Annotated in this window: 12 protein-coding genes, 1 tRNA gene and 2 pseudogenes; 9 read left to right on the top strand and 6 right to left on the bottom strand. The window is 58.1% G+C overall.

What is annotated here, in order from left to right; translation table 11 throughout:
* The gene (locus tag FB481_RS06965) at window positions 1–3,468 is read right to left on the bottom strand and encodes a response regulator (RefSeq protein ID WP_147175646.1); all 3,468 of its coding nucleotides are present in this window, start codon (window positions 3,466–3,468) and stop codon (window positions 1–3) included.
* A gap of 420 nt (window positions 3,469–3,888) precedes the next feature.
* Between FB481_RS06965 and FB481_RS06960 the strand changes: the two genes are divergently transcribed.
* From FB481_RS06960 to FB481_RS06930, 7 genes are all read left to right on the top strand, one after another.
* A complete protein-coding gene (locus FB481_RS06960; protein ID WP_279626485.1) occupies window positions 3,889–4,233 on the top strand; it encodes a response regulator in 345 nt (114 codons plus the stop codon).
* Window positions 4,234–4,505: 272 nt separating this feature from the next.
* The gene (locus FB481_RS06955; RefSeq protein WP_093500098.1) at window positions 4,506–5,279 is read left to right on the top strand and encodes an ABC transporter ATP-binding protein; all 774 of its coding nucleotides are present in this window, start codon (window positions 4,506–4,508) and stop codon (window positions 5,277–5,279) included.
* A 17-nt stretch (window positions 5,280–5,296) separates the two neighbouring features.
* Window positions 5,297–6,049 carry an ABC transporter substrate-binding protein gene (locus FB481_RS06950; protein ID WP_147175645.1) on the top strand — a complete coding sequence of 251 codons (753 nt, stop codon included), beginning with the start codon at window positions 5,297–5,299 and terminating at the stop codon, window positions 6,047–6,049.
* A gap of 46 nt (window positions 6,050–6,095) precedes the next feature.
* On the top strand, window positions 6,096–6,791 hold the full coding sequence (locus FB481_RS06945) for an ABC transporter permease (protein WP_093500103.1): 696 nt from the start codon (window positions 6,096–6,098) through the stop codon (window positions 6,789–6,791).
* Window positions 6,788–7,477 (top strand): ABC transporter permease, encoded by a 690-nt coding sequence (locus tag FB481_RS06940; RefSeq protein ID WP_093500105.1) that lies wholly within the window; start codon window positions 6,788–6,790, stop codon window positions 7,475–7,477. Before FB481_RS06945 ends, FB481_RS06940 begins: the two co-directional genes overlap by 4 nt.
* A 36-nt stretch (window positions 7,478–7,513) precedes the next feature.
* Entirely contained in the window at window positions 7,514–8,740 is a 1,227-nt protein-coding gene (locus tag FB481_RS06935; RefSeq protein ID WP_147175644.1) for a methyltransferase, read from the top strand.
* A 292-nt stretch (window positions 8,741–9,032) separates the two neighbouring features.
* Window positions 9,033–9,108: transfer RNA gene (locus tag FB481_RS06930), tRNA-Thr, on the top strand.
* Between the two features lie 365 nt (window positions 9,109–9,473).
* Here FB481_RS06930 and FB481_RS06925 read toward each other — a convergent pair.
* The 3 genes from FB481_RS06925 to FB481_RS06915 all read right to left on the bottom strand — a co-directional run bounded on the left by FB481_RS06925 (window position 9,474) and on the right by FB481_RS06915 (window position 13,809).
* The gene (locus FB481_RS06925; protein WP_147175643.1) at window positions 9,474–12,095 is read right to left on the bottom strand and encodes a DEAD/DEAH box helicase; all 2,622 of its coding nucleotides are present in this window, start codon (window positions 12,093–12,095) and stop codon (window positions 9,474–9,476) included.
* A complete protein-coding gene (locus FB481_RS06920; RefSeq protein WP_256662713.1) occupies window positions 12,092–13,138 on the bottom strand; it encodes a DUF1837 domain-containing protein in 1,047 nt (348 codons plus the stop codon). Before FB481_RS06920 ends, FB481_RS06925 begins: the two co-directional genes overlap by 4 nt.
* A gap of 476 nt (window positions 13,139–13,614) precedes the next feature.
* Complete coding sequence (locus tag FB481_RS06915; RefSeq protein ID WP_147175642.1) at window positions 13,615–13,809, bottom strand: hypothetical protein; 195 nt, start codon at window positions 13,807–13,809, stop codon at window positions 13,615–13,617.
* 382 nt (window positions 13,810–14,191) lie between these two features.
* Here FB481_RS06915 and FB481_RS06910 point away from each other — a divergent pair, with 382 nt between their 5' ends.
* Window positions 14,192–15,436: a nitrogen regulation protein NR(II) gene (locus tag FB481_RS06910; RefSeq protein WP_178109846.1), complete on the top strand. Its 1,245-nt coding sequence runs from the start codon at window positions 14,192–14,194 to the stop codon at window positions 15,434–15,436.
* 56 nt (window positions 15,437–15,492) lie between these two features.
* On the top strand, window positions 15,493–15,729 hold the full coding sequence (locus tag FB481_RS06905; protein ID WP_147175640.1) for a DUF1654 domain-containing protein: 237 nt from the start codon (window positions 15,493–15,495) through the stop codon (window positions 15,727–15,729).
* 40 nt (window positions 15,730–15,769) lie between these two features.
* On the opposite strand, the pseudogene FB481_RS23525 reads toward FB481_RS06905, so the two are convergent.
* Together FB481_RS23525 and FB481_RS23520 are read right to left on the bottom strand one after the other, a co-directional pair.
* Window positions 15,770–16,123 (bottom strand): annotated as a pseudogene (locus tag FB481_RS23525) (methyl-accepting chemotaxis protein); the annotation flags it as partial.
* A gap of 186 nt (window positions 16,124–16,309) precedes the next feature.
* Window positions 16,310–16,996 (bottom strand): annotated as a pseudogene (locus tag FB481_RS23520) (PAS domain-containing protein); the annotation flags it as partial.
* Window positions 16,997–17,443: the final 447 nt, after the last annotated feature.

Genomic DNA, 17,443 nt, shown 5'->3' with positions numbered 1-17,443 from the left:
TCAGATGCGTTCCAGCTTCGGCAGCCATACGCGGACCAGCGAGAACAGCCGATCCAGGTCAATGGGTTTGGCCAGGTAGTCGTTGGCACCGGCCTTCATGCACAGGTCCTGATCGTCCTTCATGGCTTTGGCGGTCACCGCGATAATCGGCAGCTTGCGCCAGCGCGGGTTCTCACGGATGCGCCGGGTGGCTTCGTAGCCGTCCATCTCCGGCATCATCACATCCATCAGCACCAGATCGATGTCGCCCACCGCTTCCAGTTTCTCGATGGCTTCGCGGCCATTGCGCGCCACCTCGACCTGGGCCCCCTTGTGCTCCAGGGCACTGGTGAGGGCGAAGATGTTGCGCACATCGTCATCGACCAGCAGCAGACGCCGACCTTCGAACACACGGTCGCGGCTGCGCGCGGTCTTGAGCATGTGCTGGCGCTCGCTGGACAGCTCCGACTCGACCATATGCAGGAACAGGGTCACTTCGTCGAGCAGGCGCTCAGGCGAGCGCGCGCCCTTGATGATGATCGAGCGCGAGTACTTGAGCAGCTCGGCCTCTTCGGCACGGGTCAGATTGCGACCGGTATAGACGATCACCGGCGGGAAGGAACGAATCTCCTCGCTGCCCATGCGCGCCAGCAGCTCGTCGCCCTGCATGTCCGGCAGTTTCAGGTCGATGATCATGCAGTCGAAGATGTGGTGACGCAGCTGCTCCAGCGCCTGCTCGCCGAACTCGACGGCGACGATCTCGATGTCGTCGTCGCCGATCAGGCGGGCGATGCTGTCGCGCTGCAGCTTGTCGTCCTCGACCACCAGCACGCGGCGCATCTTCTGAGTCAGGCGCGCTTCGAGCTTGCCGAACACGCCCTTGAGCTGGTCGCGCGTGGCAGGCTTGAGTGCATAGCCGACGGCGCCCATATGCAGGGCGGCCTCGGCCATGTCCTCGACGGAAATCACGTGCACCGGAATGTGCCGGGTACCTGGGTTTTCCTTCAGACGCTGCAGCACCGACAGCCCGGAGCCGTCCGGCAGGCGCATGTCCAGCAGGATGGCGTCGGGGTGATGCGAGGTGGCCAGCTCCAGGCCGTCCTCGGCGCTGTGGGCGACCAGGCAGCGGTAATCCAGCTCGTGGGCCAGGTCATAGAGGATATGGGCGAACTGCGGCTCGTCCTCGATGACCAGCACGCAGCGCCCGCCCAGTACCGACATGCCGCGGTCATCCGGGAAAGTAGGTACGTTGCGCGCCACCTCGCTCTGGGCCGGCACAGCTACGGCAGGCGTAACGCTGGGCACCACCGGAGCCGACTCGCCGGCGGGCAGCAAGAGGTCCTCTTCGCCCGGCGAGAAAGTCAGCGGCAGCACCAGAGTGAACACGCTACCTTCGCCCGGCGTACTAGAGACGCTGATCGAGCCGCCGAGCAGCGTGGCCAGGTCGCGGGAAATCGACAGGCCCAACCCGGTGCCGCCGAAGCGCCGGTTGGTGGTGCCATCGGCCTGGCGGAAGGCCTCGAAGATGTACTCCTGCTGTTCCTTGGCGATGCCGATACCGCTGTCGCGTACGGCGAACGAAACGCCCTCCTCGACCCGGCTGACGCTCAGGCTGACCTGACCCTGTTCAGTGAACTTGAAGGCGTTGGACAAGAGGTTCTTGAGGATCTGCTCGACACGCAGGCGGTCGGTGTACAGCGAGCGCGGCAGGTCGTCGGCAATGTCGACGTTGAAGGCCAATTGTTTCTCGCCGGCCACCGGCTGGAAGGTGGTTTCCAGGCTCTGGGCCAGGCGCACGACATTGGTGTTTTCCGGGCGCAGATCGAGCTTGCCGGCCTCGACCTTGGAGATGTCGAGGATGTCGTTGATCAGGTTGAGCAGGTCGTTGCCGGCCGAATAGATCGAGTCGGCAAACTTCACCTGCTCCGCATCCAGGTTGCCCTTGGGGTTGTCGGCCAGAAGCTTGGCAAGAATCAGCGAGCTGTTGAGCGGCGTGCGCAGCTCATGGGACATGTTGGCCAGGAATTCGGACTTGTAGCGGCTGGCACGCTGCAGCTCCTCGGCACGTTCCTCAAGCTGCTGCTGGGCTTCGCGCAGGGCCGTGTTGCGGTCATCCAGAGCGTCGCGCTGCATCGATAGCTGCTCGTTGCTCTGCTCCAGTTCCGCCTGCTGGGTTTCAAGATGCGCCTGGGACTCCTTGAGCGCCCGGGATTGCTCCTCAAGCTCCTCGTTGGCGGTTTTCAGCTCCTCCTGCTGCACCTGCAGCTCTTCGTTGAGCTGCTGGGTCTCGGCGAGTATTTCCTGCAGACGATGGCGGTAACGGGCCGCCTCCACCGATGCGCCGATGCTCGGTGCGATCTGTTCCAGAAATTCGCTGTCACGCTCGCTCAAGGGGTGCAGGAAGCCCAGCTCGACCACGCCGTTGATATCGCCATCGTTGCTGACCGGCAGCAGTGCGACTACCAAAGGCTTGCCCTCGCCCAGGCCGGAGCTGACTTTCAGGTAGTCGCCCGGCAAGTTGTCGAGAACCAGCAGGCGGCGGTCATGGGCCACGCGGCCAACCATGCCTTCAGCGCTGTAGAACGACTGCTCGGCATTCTCATGCTCGCGGGAAAAGCCATAAGTCGCCACGCGGCGCAGGTTGCCATGCTCCTCGCGCACGTACAGCGCGCCCACTGCGGCATCCAGATGGCTGGCTAGGAACTCCAGGGTGTTGCGGCCCAGCACCGGTAGCGCCTGCTGGCCGATCAGCCGCTCGGCCATCTGGTTCTGGCCGTTGCGCAGCCAGGCCTGGGCCTGCATACGCTCGTTGTGCTCTTCCTGTTTCTTGAGGATGGCGCCGTAGGTACCCGTCAGACGCAGCAGCTCACGGCGGCCAAAAATCGCCAGGCCGCCGCTGAAAATAAGAGTGAACAGCAGGAACAGGGCGATGGTGGTGATCGCGGTGTTGCTGGCGGCGTTGTTGCGCTCCTCGCGCAAACGCTGCTCCATGGCGATGAAGGCGGCGTATTCATCACGGATGGCATCGGTCAGTTGCTTGCCGCGGCCGTCGCGCACCGGGTCAAGAAAGTTGCCACCGTCGCGCTTGGCGGCGATCGCTCCTTGGGCGAAGGCGGTCCATTCGTCCTGCAGGGCGGCGATACTGCGCAAGCGCTCGACCTGCAGCGGGTTGTCGGCCACCAGCTCGTTGAGGGTCTGCATCTCGGCGCGGATACGCGGCTTGGCGACCTCGTAAGGCTGCAGGAAGCGCACGTCGCCAGACAGCAGATAGCCGCGAAAGCCAGTCTCCTGGTCGATAGACAACTTCAGGGATTCGCTGGCGTTGTTGAGCACTCGATCGGTGTGCTGCACCCAGCCCAGTACGCTGAGCAGGTAACCAATCAGGGTTACGAAGAACACTGCGCTGATAACGCCCACGCCAAGCGGCAGGGCGACGTTGCGCCGCAGAATTCGCTTGAAGCTGTTCTCATCAATCGTACTGTTGGGCATCGCAGGTCCCTGGCTGGCCGTGTTGGGCTGTTATAAGAAGAGGTATGGAACAAACGGCGGATGGTAATGCGCCATCATCGGTTAATCCAATGCCGGCGCTTGGTCGTCCGCGCGGTTGGATCATGGCAAGGTGCCAAGGGTTCGAGTTATTTCTTCAACATGTTGCAAAACCGCCTTTGGTCACCCGCGGCAACCATCGAATGCGCGATTTTCAGCCGGGCGGCATGCTCGCAATGCAGCCCACGCACCAGATTCGTGCCATGCTAGGCGGCCTGCCGCCAACGCGGTTTCGAAACATGCAGCGTCGGCAGGCCAACCGCCCGCCAGGACGTTCTGCGGTTTCACCATCCTTTATCAGAGGTAACGCCGTTGTCAGACCTAGCTCCAGGCGCATCAACCGCCGGCCAGAGCATCCTGCTCGTGGAAGATTCCGAAGTGGTGCGCATGCTTACAGTGGAAGTGCTCGAAGAGCTCGATTACCGCGTGACCGAAGCGGGCGAAGCCCAGCAGGCGCTGCAGATCCTGCGCAGCGACGAACACATCGACCTGCTGATGACCGACATCGGTCTGCCCGGCATGAGCGGCCAGGAACTGGCGGTTGCTGCGCGCCAGCTGCGTCCCGATCTCAAGGTGCTGTACGCCAGCGGTTACGCAGAAAGCGTGGAGATCGACAAGAGCGAGCCGGCCAACCGCACCTCGATCATCGGCAAACCCTTCTCGCTCGATGCACTGCGCGACAAGGTGCAGAGCATGCTCGGCAACTGACAGGCTTGGCTCCAGATCGGCCAATTCGCTGGCTGGCACTGGAATTGCGAGGCGGATATCAGTAGGGTGCGCGTCTTTTTCATCCTGCAGCCTGCTTGCCCGTCTTTTTTGCGGCGTGGCGACAACAGCCTGCGATGATGCGACAACCCTGCGACCGTGACGGCAACGGGCCAGTAACGACCTTGGCGCCCCCTGGGGCCTATGCTAGGTTTGCTGCCCACAGCCCCGCCGAACACGGATTCCATCCGCACAAGAATTAAGAGGACTGCTTGATGGCTGAGGCCACGCCCGCGCTGGAAATCCGCAATCTGCACAAACGCTATGGCGACCTCGAAGTGCTCAAAGGCATTTCCCTCACGGCACGCGACGGTGACGTGATCTCCATTCTCGGCTCGTCCGGCTCAGGCAAATCGACCTTCCTGCGCTGCATCAACCTGCTGGAAAATCCCCATCAGGGCCAGATCCTCGTGGCCGGCGAAGAGCTCAAGCTCAAGGCACAGAAGAACGGCGAACTGGTCGCCGCCGACAACCGCCAGATCAACCGCCTGCGCAGCGAAATCGGCTTCGTGTTCCAGAATTTCAATCTCTGGCCACACATGACCGTGCTGGACAACATCACCGAAGCACCGCGACGCGTGCTCGGCAAGAGCAAGGCCGAGGCCCGCGAAATCGCCGAGGCGCTGCTGGCCAAGGTCGGCATCGCCGACAAGCGCCACGTCTACCCCAATCAGCTTTCCGGCGGCCAGCAGCAGCGTGCCGCCATTGCCCGCACCCTGGCGATGCAGCCCAAGGTGATCCTGTTCGACGAGCCGACTTCGGCCCTCGACCCGGAAATGGTACAAGAAGTGCTTACTGTGATCCGCGCGCTCGCCGAAGAAGGCCGCACCATGCTGCTGGTGACCCACGAGATGAGCTTTGCTCGCCAGGTTTCCAGCCAGGTGGTATTCCTGCACCAGGGCGTGGTCGAGGAACAGGGCACGCCCGATCAGGTGTTCGACAACCCGACGTCGGCGCGCTGCAAACAATTCATGTCCAGCAATCGTTAAACACGGAGCAATCACGCATGCATAGCTATAAGAAGATTCTGCTGGCAGCTGCCGCCACTCTGGCTTTCGGCACCAGTGCCGTCGCTGCTGACAAACTGAAGATCGGCACCGAAGGCGCCTACCCACCCTTCAACCTCATCGACGCCAGCGGCCAGGTCGGCGGCTTCGACGTGGAAGTCGGCCAGGCCCTGTGCGCCAAGATGAAAGCCGAGTGCGAAGTGGTCACCTCCGACTGGGACGGCATCATCCCGGCCCTGAACGCCAAGAAATTCGACTTCCTGATCGCCTCCATGTCGATCACCGACGAGCGCAAGCAGGCCGTGGACTTCACCAATCCGTACTACACCAACAAGCTGCAGTTCATCGCCCCGAAAAGCGCTGACTTCAAGACCGACAAGGCCAGCCTTAAAGGCAAGGTCATCGGTGCCCAGCGCGCGACCATCGCCGGCACCTGGCTGGAAGACAACATGGGCGGCGTGGTGGACGTGAAACTCTACGACACTCAGGAAAACGCTTACCTGGACCTGGCCTCCGGCCGCGTCGATGGCGTGCTGGCCGACACTTTCGTGAACTGGGAATGGCTCAAGAGCGATGCCGGCAAGGACTTCGAATTCAAGGGCGACCCGGTATTCGACAACGACAAGATCGGCATCGCCGTGCGCAAGGGTGACCCGCTGCGCGAGCGCCTGAACAAGGCCCTCGAGGAAATCGTTGCCGACGGCACCTACAAGAAGATCAACGACAAGTACTTCCCCTTCAGCATCTACTAAGCAGCCTGCCCGCGTCGCCACTGGCGGCGCGGGCCTTTGAGTTTCCATGAATTTCGATCTTTCCGGATTCGGCCCGGCCCTGGCCGCCGGCACCCTGATGACCGTGCAACTGGCGCTCAGCGCCCTGTGCCTCGGTCTGGTGCTTGGCCTGCTCGGCGCCTTCGCCAAGACTTCGCCCTACAAGCCGCTGCAGTGGCTTGGCGGCACCTACTCGACCCTGGTTCGCGGCGTGCCCGAACTGCTATGGGTACTACTCATCTATTTCGGCACCGTGAACGTTCTGCGCGAGCTGGGCGAACGCCTCGGTGTCGGCAGTCTGGAACTCGGCCCATTCACGGCGGGCGTCATTGCCCTTGGTCTGTGCTTCGGCGCCTATGCCACCGAAGTATTCCGCGGCGCCATCCTGGCTATCCCCAAGGGTCACCGCGAAGCGGGTCTGGCGCTGGGACTTTCCAAAGGCCGCATTCTCTGGCAACTGATCCTGCCGCAGATGTGGCGTATCGCGATGCCGGGCCTGGGCAACCTGTTCATGATCCTGATGAAGGACACCGCGCTGGTGTCGGTCATCGGCCTGACCGAGATCATGCGTCAGTCACAAATTGCCGTGACATCCACCAAGCAGCCCATGACCTTCTACCTGGTAGCCGCCATCATCTATCTGGGGCTGACCATCGTTTCCATGATTGGCTTGCACTTCCTTGAGAAAAGAGCCACCCGCGGCTTCGTAAGGAGCACTCAATGAACTGGGAGTTGATGCTCAAGTACCTGCCCAAAATGGCTGAAGGTGCGCTGCTGACCATCGAGTTGCTCACCGTAGCGGTGATTGCCGGGCTGATTCTGGCGATCCCCATGGGCATTGCCCGCTCCTCGCACCGCTGGTACGTACGCTCTCTGCCCTACGGCTATATCTTCTTCTTTCGTGGCACCCCGATGCTGGTGCAGCTGTTCCTGGTCTACTACGGTCTGGCGCAGATCGAGGCCGTGCGCCAGGGCCCGCTGTGGCCGTACCTGCGCGACCCGTACTGGTGCGCGGTGATCACCATGACCCTGCATACCACCGCCTATATCGCCGAGATTCTGCGTGGCGCCATTCAGGCCGTACCACCGGGGGAGATCGAAGCGGCGCGGGCACTGGGTATGTCGCGGGCCAAAGCCATGCTGCACATCGTGCTGCCACGGGCGGCGCGCATCGGCCTGCCGGCCTACAGTAACGAAGTGATCCTGATGCTCAAGGCCAGCGCCCTGGCCAGCACCGTGACCCTGCTGGACCTCACCGGCATGGCGCGCACACTTAACGCACGCACCTATGTGAACATGGAGTTCTTCGTGGTTGCGGCTGTGTTCTACCTGCTAATCACCTTCGTCCTGATCAACGGTTTCAAGCTCTTGGAACGCTGGCTGCGCGTCGACGCCTGCCAGGGCCGCTAGGGTGACGACGGGGCGCAAGCCCCGTCGCAGTCGCTTATGACAACCGAATCTATCCCGCCCCTCAGTGGCGTCGAGCTGCTCCAGCGCTTCCAGGCGCTGGACAAGTTTCTCGTCGCCCACCAGGCGCTGTGGAAACCCCGGCCCTTCACCCACCAGACACTGCCCTGGGAAAACCAGCATGCCGAACTGGCCGCCTGGCTGCGCAGCCGTACCCTGGAGCAGGCCGAGGCCAGCCACAATCAACCGACGACACTGAGCGGCGCACCAGCGCCCTTCTCCGCACTGGCCTTACAGGCCGAGCACCTGAGCCAAGTCGGCGACCTGCCTCAGCAGCCCTCGGCCGATCTGCCGCCGCGCTTCTCGGTGGACGTTCCCGGTCGCAAATGGCAGCAGATACGCGCCTTCGGCAGCAGCCTGGCCTTCGCCCAACCTCCGCAGCACTGGCTGGACTGGTGCGCCGGCAAGGGCCACCTCGGCCGGGTACTCGCCCACGCTGGCCAGAAGCTAACCTGTCTGGAATACGATCCGGCACTGGTAGCCAGCGGCGCCGAACTGAGCTGCCGCCTGGGAATAACAGCCCAGCATATCGAGCAGGACGTACTTGCCGAAGCCGCTGCCGCCCAGCTGTATGCCGAACACAGCCCCGTGGCCCTGCACGCCTGCGGCGACCTGCACGTGCGGCTGATGCAGCTGGCCAGCGCTGCGGGCTGTCGCCAGTTGGCCATCGCGCCCTGTTGCTACAACCGCGCGGCAGCTGCCGACTACAAGCCGTTATCCACAACTGCACAGGGCTCGCCACTTCGCCTCTCGCTGGACGATCTGGCCCTGCCCATGAGCGAAACCGTGACCGCCGGCAACCGAGTGCGCCAGCAACGTGATCGGTCCATGGCCTGGCGCCTGGCCTTCGACCTGCTGCAGCGCGAACTGCGCGGCGTCGACACCTACCTGCCCACACCCTCGCTGCCGCCCGCCTGGCTGAAGAAACCCTTCGCCGACTACTGCCGCGACCTCGCCGCACTCAAACAGCTGCCCGCTGTTGGCGAGCACGACTGGCAGCGCCTGGAAGCAGCCGGCTGGCAACGCCTGGCCGAGGTGCGCAATCTGGAGTTGGTACGCGGCCTGTTCCGCCGCCCCCTGGAACTCTGGCTGGTACTCGACCGCGCCCTGTATCTGCAGGAGCAGGGCTATGCCGTACGCCTCGGCAAGTTCTGCGCAACCCACCTGACCCCACGCAACCTGCTGCTGCTCGCCGAGCGCGGCTAAGTTGCGCACACAATCTGTGGATAACTCTGTTCATAGAAGCTGAGCAAACTACGCCAGCCCACCAGCCATGAAGCGCGGCTAAAGCTGATCACTTTTCAACCACCAATAAAACTCTATATAAAACAGCCGCTTGCAAAAACCGTGAAAGGCTGCGTAGAAATTCTCTAAAAAGCCTCTAGCCGCCGCCCATTTGTGCATAAGCCCCAGCCAGAGCGGCTGAAATACCCGCAAAAAAGCTGCCTCGCGCCGCTTTACTCATGCAAACGAATCGATATAATGGCGGCCCTCAAAAGCCGGTATAGCTCAGCTGGTAGAGCAACTGACTTGTAATCAGTAGGTCCCGGGTTCGACTCCTGGTGCCGGCACCATACAACACAAAGCCTCGCAGAAATGCGGGGCTTTGTTGTTTCTAGCTCCACGTAATGAGCGACGTGCCGATAACCGCGGCATGAGGCCGGCACGCTAGACATCTAGCTCACCGACCACGACGACCTGCTTATCATCACCCGAAGGGCGCCACAGTGCGCCTGTGGCTCGGTTGGAGCGGCGTTGTCGACGAAGGCACCTACGCCTTCGATGATCTGGAGCACAGCCGCACGCCGGACGTTTTCAGCCTCCGCACTCGCAGCGCCGACCTGCCCCCCCGGCTTCAAAGCCAAGCGCGCAAGTAACTGGAGCAAAGCTCCCCCCAGAAGCGAAAAATAAATCTGTTCGCTTTTCCGCGCGCTTAAAATCAATTAGGAACTAAGACGTCAACAGCTAGAAAGGTAGATTTAACCTTATCAATTTCCGCCAAGATTACAGGACTGAGTTTGAAAGGTGATGAGTCAAAACTTAATAAGACTTCTCTCGCTGCTGACGCATCAAGATTACTATCAGGGATAATTCTTTGAAGCTCAGAAGCAGCAATCCGGGAGAGTCCTAACTCCAGAAATGCCCGCCCTGTATTAGTGCTGACTCCAAGCTCCAAGGCTAGTGCGAAGTCAAAAACCTCGGAAACCTTGTGAGTGAGTCCGCTTTTATTAAATACATGAATCAATATATCATTATAGGCCTTACCCATCTGCACAAGCTGAAATCGGATGACGTCTTCAATGGTTTCAAACGCACTCTTGATAACCTTACTCGGATTCACATCTGCAAAAACCTTAGACTTATAATTCGGAATGGTATTAAGATTGAGCAATTCCAGATTACGCTTATTTACAATCCGACGCCTTTCACTTCTGACCTCATATTTCAGAATTACTGGATAAGGTTTTCCCTCCATCCACTTAACTGCGATACGGGCCACGTAGCCACCAAAGTTTTTATCAAATCCTTTTATATATTTGAAAAGTATATTGAATATTTCCTTATAGTGCCTAAAGGCTTTCTTACCTAAATCCGCCGGACTTTTAGGTACTACTTCGTCAATAGTGCCATTCTTGAGCCGCTCGACGAGGTGAGCCATCAACTTATCTAGAGCAAACAAATCTAATGTCCAGTTTCCATCTATAACATGCTGAGGCAGTTGGATGATTTCAGACGCTTTATCAGCTGCCCGTTGAAGATCCTGCAACTCAAAATAATTTAACTCTGGCGCAATTCGATCAAGATACTCCTCGACTACTCCTTGTCGAGACTTGCTGACCAGCATACCAGCCGAAGCAATTGCATTGCGGGAGTGCTCATCCCTCGGTTTGGATTCGAGCTTCCCTTTGTTCAACACTGTAACCACATCCTTGGCACTCTCAGTTACGAACTCAGAAAGCGCAGATTTGATTGTAAATTTATAAAATATATCCATTGGCTTAGCAGTCCAATGATCATAATCGATAAGGAATACGTTGCCGACGATATCTTTGGCCATACGCCCAGCTCTACCAGCAAAATTCCAAAGTAGAGCAGGATCCAAAATCACACTATGACCACGCCCTCTGGCAGGCGTACTTATGAATACATTTCGAGCTGGGAGATTTATGCCCTGAAAAAGGGTTGTAGTGCACACTAGAAACTTGATAGTGCCCGCACGAAACGCGGCCTCAATGGCTTCACGAAGCAGAGTTGGCATCTGACCATAATGGAATGCCACCCCCTTTTTAACCATTCCGATCAAGTGATACTCGGGGTGAATATGTTCCTTGATAAATGTGGCAAGCTCGTCATTATCAATATCATCTAAACTTAGGGCAATTGAACCGGCAATAGCCGCTGCCTCAGTAGGCGTTTTTGCATATACCAAGGATCCACCGCCGCTGCCCAACTCTAGTGCCACAGCAGCGAGCCGACTTTCAACCAAATCAAGTCCGACTTTGCACGGCATAGTTCCTATATGAGTGCAACCATGCGAGTTAAGCAGCTTAAAATCTAGCTGATTTAAAGATGGCGTCTTTGATACCACGATACGATTTTGCAGGACAGGTGATACAGAGGTGCTGACTTCTGAAACTTCAGGCATCCCCAATATCTCTAGTGCAGCTTTAAAGCCTTGAGCGCCCGGTGCGAGCATAACTACGTGGTTTTTCTGGTCACGGGAATAGCACTGCTCAATACAATCCTGCAAGATCATCCCTCGTGCGCCATCTGATAAATTTTGAGCCTCGTCTACGATCACAAGATTTATTGGAGATGAGGTTATCGAAAGGAGAGCTTTGAACCGTTCTTGGGTCAGCACAAAAATTTGCCGAGATACGTTCTCAAAAGTAGGGATATCTGTGACCCGAATTCCTAACTCACTCGAAAGTCGCTCTTTGATTTTCATGTAAACTTCAGACAATAGAGCACGCGTAGGCGCGATGTAGACGAACACATAAGTTGGAATTGTCACCGCATCTCTACACAGATGTTCAATTACCAAAAATGACTTTCCAGCGGAAGTAGGCGCAGAAATAGCTAAAGAGCGCCGACTCTGGAGAGAGCCCCACACTTTTCGCTGATAATCGGTTAGTGCAACAGCCGTACCGGCTACTTCAACTGTATTCAGCTGTTCGACAACATTCCTCTGAATCATTCCTAACAAGGTTGAAGGCTTCGTAGAGAACCGCTTCTCTGCATAAATCAAACTAGGAAAGTTTCCAATTTCCGTCAGTATCGCCGTACATCGTTCAAGCACACTCGGGTCCTGCGATACTAACATGGCGTTAAAAGCTATCGCTTGAGCCAAGCTGATATGCAATTCGATACCAGATTGCGCCAACACTGATGCGCAATATAGCATCTTCCCTAGTCTGTCATTATCAGGCAGCCCGTGTGGCTGTATGACTGATTCAGGCAGAGCACTTACGGCACCACACCCTTGAAGATGATTTAGTGCAGCCTTAAATTTTTCATTTTTTAAAAATCTTGACGAAAGCTCTGCTGCAAAAGTACTCATACTTCAGCGCTCTCAGTCGCGGATGGCGGAGTGAGAGGGACATCAGAATCCAAACTCCCAATGCCTATCGACTCGTAAAACATCTCTCTTAGCTCATCGATATCAGGTACAGCCACCAAATAAACCATGCATTTATTTGGATCAACTCCCTTAACACCCAGCTGGTTGTTGAGATTAGTAAAATGTCTGTTTAAGTCTCCTTTATACAACTCCCCGAAATAATCCTCATGTTTGGATAACGGGCCGTCATCAACTTCAAGCTTGTTCGCAAAATGCTTGACCTCTGAATAACAGACTACACCGACAGACCGCTCACGTTTGGGAGCATTCGGATTACCAAATACGTCCAGATAATTTAGCATCAGGTCTTTATCAGCCTGTTCCAGTACATCAAGATTTCCTAAGCTGGTTACCAGCCCGTACTCATGCTCATATTGCCCGTCATCTTTGAGAAAGCCAGAAACGGACTCTGCATAGTCAGCAGTGCCACTGGCGGCGGTACCGGCGAGCTTGGACTCAAGAAAGAAAACATTCAATTCGCCGTTGACTACGGATGCATGAATACCATCGAGGCCATAAACAGGCATGTTATTGGAGGTTTTCAAGGCCATCTTGGCAATCAGTTGAGAAGCCTGAAGATGGTGAACGGCGACGCAGTATGCGAGCACTTCACCCACCTCGCTGGCTCGAGATGGGTTAGCCTTTCGAAACTCAATGAATGCCTTTCTAACAGCCCGGCTAAGTTCTTGCGCAGCTGACACATCGCCGTTTTCCGCAGATGCCATCTGGGCTTGGTATGCATCTCGGCGTCGACGACTCAGTGCATAATTCGCCGCTTGGTTTCCAAGGAAATCGGAAAAAGCTCTTATACTGGGAGCATCTTCCTTAAATCGTACATGCAGAAGTGCGACCCGTGGAGCCTTATAGGGAGGTACGCTCGTTAAATCTACGACACACTTAACAAAACGATCTAATGGTGATTTATCCAAGAGTTTCTGGATAACGCTACTGAGCGACGGCGGACTATCTGCAGGTGACGACACTGATCCGATCCTTGGTTTGGCCTAATGCATAGGCTGGTACTGTTTGGCGCGCTTGCACAAACACGGGTCTGATCATGACTCGAAAATAGTCAATTTGCCATCATTCTTACGACACCCATCGAGCGACTCGGTAAGCAGTCATGACGGTCTTCGCTCGATCAGTTGGCCACTGCATGGATAGAAGTGGTCGACGGGTCTTTTCTACAAGAGCGGTATGGTGGAGAACTATTGCCTGTAAACCTTCCTCTCCACTCAGGAACAGCCTGCATTCGAAACAAGGCGATTGCGGTGACCAACCTGCTTTAGGTCTGTTTCCGTTTCAACCCGAGCCGCGTTGTTGCGAGAAACCTCGCCAGGCTAGGCAGCGATCCCCTAGGAAGGGACTGGCCGTTCGCTTTTTCCCTTGCCAAGTCCTCCAACAACGCCTGGCGAGATTTCTCACACAATCCATAGGGCCCCAGCATACTAGTCATTAATCACTTAAGTCCCACGTTCAGAGAGCTAACGTAGCCACGCAGGTGGGTCATAGCAGCTGACTCAGGAGTGAGGCCTCGTAGAATCGTGGTGCGCTGAGTTCCGTCTGGAAGCAGCACCAGTATTTCGTCGCCCAAGTCGGTGTAGGACGCGGCATAAACGACGCCGTCATGTACCAAGATGATTTCTTCTTCCATTAATAATCTCCAAATTGTGTTTTGAGCGTATCTAACGAAGTGAGTCAGCACTCAGCATGTCTACACCACCCCTGGTAAAGAAATCCAATACGTTCAGGCATAGCTAAAATTCAAATGCGCAGAACGCATTCGATCGGTGCCAGGATAAAGGATATTTGAAGGGATAAGACGATATAAAAACCTATTAAAACCTCATTAAAATCAGATAGATAAGATATAGCTTGGCTCTTGGCGCCGACGCTATACAACACAATGTCTCGCAGAAATGCGGGGCTTGTCGTTTCTGAGTTCTGCATTTCAGCTCATCTTCATCTGCCCAATCACCCTATCGCCCCCGCCCCTCGAAACGACTACGCTACCCCCACCACCAAACGGAGCCACCATGGCAGATAACCCGCTCGGCGCCGGTTTGCGGTTGCCTGATGATGTGCCGCTCGTGCGCAAGCTGGGCCATGAGCTGATCGAGTTTCTGCCGGTTGGGGTTTACCTGTGCGATGCGGCGGGGCAGTTGACGACCTACAACGCCAAGGCGGCGGATATCTGGGGTGAGGCGCCGGATATCAGCCAGGGGCAGGTCAAGTACACCGGCGCCTATCGCCTGCGTAGCGAGGACGGCGCGCATATGCCGTTCGAGCAGTCGCCGCTGGCGGCGGTGCTGCTGAGCAAGAAGCCGATCACCAACCTGCGCATGATCGTCGAGCGGCGTGACGGCAGCCAGGTGCCGATTCTCGCCAACATCGTTCCCCTGCTCGACAAGGATGGGAACATGGTCGGCTTCATGAACAGCATCCAGGATCTGCGCCAGCAGGCGGCGCAGGCGCAGATACACAACAACCTGCACAACGCCCTGCTGCAGGCGCAGAAGATGGAGCAGATCGGCAAGGTCGGCGGTGGTGTGGTCCACGAGTTCACCAACCAGCTGACCAGCCTGTCGATGAGCCTGGCGCTGATGGAGAAGGAAATCCGTGAGGCCGGCTCCGAACAGTTGCAGGCGCGTTACGCGCTGTGTCGGGAGGCGACCGACAAGGTCACGGAGTTGGCCGAGGGTTTGCTGCTGTTCGCCCGTACGCGGCCCAGAACCCTGGAGCGCATCGACCCCAATCAGTTGCTGCTGGGCATGAACACACTGATCGGCAATGAGGTGGGCCAGGCGATCAGCTGCCAGCTCGACCTGGCCACCGACAGCAGCTTTCTGCGCGCCAATCGTCAGCACCTGGAAAGTGCCATCATCAACCTGGTGACCAATGCACGCGATGCCATGCCCAGTGGCGGCCAGCTGACGCTGAGCACCTTTAACACCCATCTGGACCGCAGCAACTTCCCCGAGCACAACGCCAACTTCAAGGCCGGGCGTTACGTGGCGATCCGCATCACGGATACCGGAAGCGGCATCGCGCCCGAGGCGCTGGAGCATATCTTCGCGCCCTTCTATACCACCCGCGCGGCCGACAAGAGCAGCGGCATGGGCCTGACCATGGTCAAGAGCTTCGTGACCGATATGAACGGCCAACTGACCGTGACCAGTCGGCTGGGCGAAGGCACCAGCGTGAGCCTGTATTTCCCTTGCTACGGCACCGAGCATTCATTGGCCATCATCGGCAGTGACAGAACCTCGAACGGGGAGTGACAGCTGGCCACTGGCCGGATTACTGTATGCACATACAGCAACCCGAGAGCCCATCCATGACTCAACAAGCTGCCTCCGCCACCTCCTATGAACAGCTCGGTGCCCGGGTTTCCCGGGCCATCAACGCGCCGGCCGCCCAGCGCTCGCGCTCGGCGGTGCTGCTGCGCGCCGAAGGCGACAGCCCCGAAGACTGGACGCGTTTGCTCGACGAGATCGCCGAGAATGACAACGTCACCATCGCCTGGCGCGACGATGGTGTGCAGCTGTTCTGGACGGTACCAGCGGAGGATTGAGGCTGCCTGACGAGCCTAGCAAGGCTCGTCAGGCAGCCGGTCAGGTAGCCACCTGGCTGGAGAACTGGCTGACCGCGGCGACCACGCACTCGGCGTCATTCTGGATGTTCTGGATCACCGCGTCGGAGTCATTGGCCATGGTCAGCGCCTGAGTCGCCAGTTCGCGACTGCGGGTGATCACGTCAACCGCGCCGGAGGCCAGCGTCTGGTTATGCTGCACCACGGCGACGATCTCCTGAGTCGCCTTGGAGGTGCGCGAGGCGAGCTGGCGAACCTCGTCGGCTACCACGGCGAAACCGCGGCCCTGCTCGCCGGCGCGGGCGGCCTCAATGGCGGCGTTGAGCGCCAAGAGGTTGGTCTGGTCGGCGATGCCGCTGATCGCCGCGACGATGGTTTCCACCGCCTTGCCCTGCTCGTCCAGTGCCTGAATGCTCTGGGTGGCGTTTTCCATGGCGCTGACCAGGCGGTGCAGCACCTCGACGGTCTCGCGGATCACCTCACGCCCCTTGCTGGCGCTGGCGTCGGTTTGCAGCGAAGTGCTGTAGGCCAGGTTGGCGGCCTTGGCGACGGCCTGCTCCATGTTCACCTGCTCGGTGATCACGGTGGCGAGCTTGACCACCTTGTAGAGCTTGCCGTGCAGATCGATGATGGGGTTGTAGGAGGCCTCCAGCCACACGTCGCGACCAGCGCTGTCGATGCGCCGGAAGCGGTCGACCACGAATTCGCCGCGGCGCAGACGCTCCCAGAACTGTCGATAAGCCTCCGAGGCGCTCTCCTCGGGCGTGCAGAACATATGGTGATGCTTGCCGACCACCTGGGCCAGGTTGTAACCCATGCCGCGCAAGAACAGATCATTCGCGGTGATCACCGTGCCGTCGAGGTTGAACTCGATCACCGCCGTGGAGCGCATCAGTGCCTTGACCAGGCTTTCGTTTTCCAGCGAGGCCTCGATGGTTCGCGTCAGGTTGCTGGAGTGGATCACCAACTGCTGCTTGCCAGTCTGTACATCGTTCATGGGCACTACCACCGAACGCAGCCACACGTGGCGACCATCCTTGCCCAGCAGACGCAGCGCGCCGCTGAAATGTCGACGCTCCCTGATGGCCGACAGCGCCCGCGACTGGTGCGGGTCACGGGCCAGCTCCGGCGGCGACAGCTGAGCCAAGGCCTGGCCTTCGACATCGCCGGGGCGATAGCCCAACTCGCTTTGAAACAGCTCGTTGACCCGCTCGATACGCCCGCCAGCGTCGAGCTGGATGATGATCATTTCTTTGTCGAGGTTCTCCCTTACCTCCTCCTGCACGGCTAAGCGAGCTTCCAGCTGCTTGTTGATCTGTTTGAGGTGAGAGTTGAACACGATGTGAACTCCAGGATGGGTAACGCTGCATCGGCTTGTCTAAGGGAAACTTGAAGAGCCCAGCGTGGCGCTGACAATAGCCTGAAGAGGCGCTCTGCGCCTGACAATCTGGCGAGCGAAACATCCCCATACAAGCTGAAGGCCCAGGATGTAGATGCGATGCCCTCAGCCAACTTCCTGACCAATCGAACAAAAAGCCTGAACACCGCGCGCCGCTTCGCTGTCGGACCTTTGGAAGAAGTTCCGTGGGAGCGTCCAATAGTTTGTTGCAATGCGTTGCAGCGACTGATCGCGCGATCCGGAACAACTCCCGATGCAGCGTCGTGGTGCCGAAAAACCACTATTCGTACCGGCCCA

It is taken from the genome of Pseudomonas sp. AG1028, assembly GCF_007993955.1.
GTDB lineage: Bacteria > Pseudomonadota > Gammaproteobacteria > Pseudomonadales > Pseudomonadaceae > Aquipseudomonas > Aquipseudomonas straminea.
Note: the sequence above shows the minus strand (reverse complement) of the source record. Positions and strands in the feature narration are given on the sequence as shown.

Excerpts from the sequence above, each read along its gene's own strand:
- FB481_RS06925 (WP_147175643.1), bottom strand. The coding sequence starts at position 12,095 with ATGAGTACTTTTGCAGCAGAGCTTTCGTCAAGATTTTTAAAAAATGAA.
- FB481_RS06940 (WP_093500105.1), top strand. The coding sequence starts at position 6,788 with ATGAACTGGGAGTTGATGCTCAAGTACCTGCCCAAAATGGCTGAAGGT.
- FB481_RS06945 (WP_093500103.1), top strand. The coding sequence starts at position 6,096 with ATGAATTTCGATCTTTCCGGATTCGGCCCGGCCCTGGCCGCCGGCACC.
- FB481_RS06935 (WP_147175644.1), top strand. The coding sequence starts at position 7,514 with ATGACAACCGAATCTATCCCGCCCCTCAGTGGCGTCGAGCTGCTCCAG.
- FB481_RS06965 (WP_147175646.1), bottom strand. The coding sequence starts at position 3,468 with ATGCCCAACAGTACGATTGATGAGAACAGCTTCAAGCGAATTCTGCGG.
- FB481_RS06910 (WP_178109846.1), top strand. The coding sequence starts at position 14,192 with ATGGCAGATAACCCGCTCGGCGCCGGTTTGCGGTTGCCTGATGATGTG.
- FB481_RS06915 (WP_147175642.1), bottom strand. The coding sequence starts at position 13,809 with ATGGAAGAAGAAATCATCTTGGTACATGACGGCGTCGTTTATGCCGCG.
- FB481_RS06955 (WP_093500098.1), top strand. The coding sequence starts at position 4,506 with ATGGCTGAGGCCACGCCCGCGCTGGAAATCCGCAATCTGCACAAACGC.
- FB481_RS06950 (WP_147175645.1), top strand. The coding sequence starts at position 5,297 with ATGCATAGCTATAAGAAGATTCTGCTGGCAGCTGCCGCCACTCTGGCT.
- FB481_RS06905 (WP_147175640.1), top strand. The coding sequence starts at position 15,493 with ATGACTCAACAAGCTGCCTCCGCCACCTCCTATGAACAGCTCGGTGCC.